At 69.1% G+C, this 2,345-nt stretch carries 2 protein-coding genes; both read right to left on the bottom strand.

Annotated elements, in window-relative coordinates; all coding sequences use genetic code 11:
* A partial coding sequence (locus tag AB0C29_RS44150) for a helix-turn-helix domain-containing protein (protein WP_360833749.1) occupies positions 1-273 on the bottom strand: 273 nt, incomplete at its 3' end.
* Positions 274-643: 370 nt separating this feature from the next.
* The gene (locus tag AB0C29_RS44155; RefSeq protein WP_360833751.1) at positions 644-2,344 is read right to left on the bottom strand and encodes an ABC transporter ATP-binding protein; all 1,701 of its coding nucleotides are present in this window, start codon (positions 2,342-2,344) and stop codon (positions 644-646) included.
* Position 2,345: the final 1 nt, after the last annotated feature.

Here is a 2,345-nt window from a genome sequence, read left to right on the forward strand (position 1 = left end):
ACGGTCGCGGATGAAATCAGCGCCGTTGTCCGGGCCCAGCTCGGCGCGGAGTTTGCAGATCCAGGCGTCCAGCTCCGCCGGCGTGGTGCGGGGACTGCAGTGCGGCCGCCGCGACCGCGGCTGCCACCGGCCTTCAGCGCGGATCCGTTCCCGATGCCGATACACAGTCCGTTGCGACACGCCATGCTCTCGGGCGAACGCGGCCACGTTCAGCCGGACCCCGGCAGCCAGTTGGGCATCCAGCAGATTCAAGACATGCCGCCGTAAAGCCATGCCGTCCAGCCCACACCGGCACGCTCAAGATCCCTACCAGGTGACACATGTATCGGGACTTCAACACTGACAGATCTCATGGGACTCAAGAGCTGTCCTGGCAGCCACCAATTACCAAGATCGGAAGGGCGGGAGCGGGGCGAGAACAAGGGGCAGCGGAGCGTGACGAAGCGCAAGCAGAGCGAGTGCGGGGTGAGGGCAGAGCCGGCAGGGCGGTATGGAGCCCGGGGGAAAGCGTGGCAAGGGCGGAAGCAGAGCTAGGGCGAGTCGAGGGCGGAGCGGGACGGGCGAGGGTGGAGCGGGGCGGGCCAAAGCGGAGCGGGGCGGGCGAAGGCGGGGGAGTAGCGGGCGAGGGGCGGGAGGGAGCGGGTCAGGCGGCGAGGGTCGCGTAGCGGCCGCCGACCGAGACCAGACTGTCGTGGTCGCCGGACTCCAGAACCCGCCCATGGTCCACAACCACGATCTGATCAGCATCACGCACAGTCGACAACCGGTGCGCGATCGTCACCGTCGTCCGGCCACGAGCCAGCTCGTCAAACGCCCGCTGCACAGCCCGCTCAGTAGACGTATCCAACGCACTCGTAGCCTCATCCAGCACCAAAATCCGAGGGTCACGCAACAACGTCCGCGCGATCGCGATCCGCTGCTTCTCGCCACCGGAGAACCGGTGCCCCCGCGAGCCCACAACGGTGTCGTACCCGTCAGGCAGCCCAGCGATCAGCTCATGGATCTGCGCCGCCCGAGCGGCCTGCTCGATCTGCTCGTCGGTCGCGTCAGGCCGCGCGTACCGCAGGTTTTCCCGCACGGTCGTGTGCAGCAGATAGGTCTCCTGGCTGACCACGCCGACCACCGAAGCCAGGTCGGCCAGCCGCAGGTCCCGCAGGTCGATGCCGTCGATGGTGATCCGGCCGGCGGCCGGGTCGTAGAGCCGCGCGATCAGCGCGGCAAGCGTGCTCTTCCCGGAACCGGTCTCACCGACCAGGGCCAGCGAGGTTCCGGCCGGCACGTCCAGCGAGACCCCGGCGACCGCGGCGGTCTCACTTCCCGGGTACGCGAATGTGACGTCCTCGAAGCGCAGGTGCCCGCGCACCGTGCGGGGCAGTTCCACCGGCTCGACCGGGTCGTCCACCTCCACCGGCAGGTCCAGGTATTCGAAGATGCGGGCGAACAGAGCCAGCGAGCTGGTCAGCGAGACCCCGACGCCGAGCAGCCCCATCAGCGGCCGGAACAGCCCGGCCTGCAGCGTGGTGAAGGCGACCAGGGTGCCGATGCTGAGCGTGCCGGCCGTGAGCGGCAGCCCGGCGCTGAGGTAGATGACCGCGGGGATCGCGGCGAAGATGATGCTCATCGCGGCCATCCGCCAGCGTCCAGCGAGTTCGGAGCGCAGCTCCAGGTCGATGAGCCGGGTGGAGGAGGCGGTGAAGCGGTCGACCAGCGCCGCGCCGGTGCCCATGGTCTTGCTCAGCTGCACGCCGCTGATCGACAGGCCCTCTTCGACGGTGACGTTGAGGTCGGCGAGTTCGCGCTGGCGTTGCGCGGTGATCTCCTTGCGCATCTTCGCGACCCGGCGGGTCAGGTAGATGGCCGGCGGCAGGACCACCAGGGAGACCAGGGAGAGCTGCCAGGACAGGGCGGCCATGGCGACCGCGGTGGCGACGGCGGTGGTGAGGTTGGAGGCGATGGAGGTCGCGGTGGAGGTGACCACCGACTGCATGCCGCCGATGTCGTTGGTGATGCGGGACTGCACCTCGCCGGTGCGGGTCCGGGTGAAGAACGCCACGGACTGGCGGTGCAGGTGGGTGAAGACGTCCACCCGGAGCCGGTGCATGACCTGCTGACCGACGGTGGTGGAGATCCAGGTCTGGATGACGCCGAGCGCGGAGGTGACGGCGGCGACGGCGACCATGCCGGCGACGAGCCAGGCCAGCAGCGGGAGGTCCTGCTGCGGCAGTGCGCGGTCGATGACCTCGCGCAGCAGGAACGGGGAGGCCATGGCGATCACGGACGAGGCCACGATGATTGCGGTGACGATGGTGAGCTGCATCCGGTGGGCGCTGAAGAGCCGGCCGATG

The sequence above is a fragment of the Actinoplanes sp. NPDC048791 genome, assembly GCF_040650095.1.
Classification (GTDB): domain Bacteria; phylum Actinomycetota; class Actinomycetes; order Mycobacteriales; family Micromonosporaceae; genus Actinoplanes.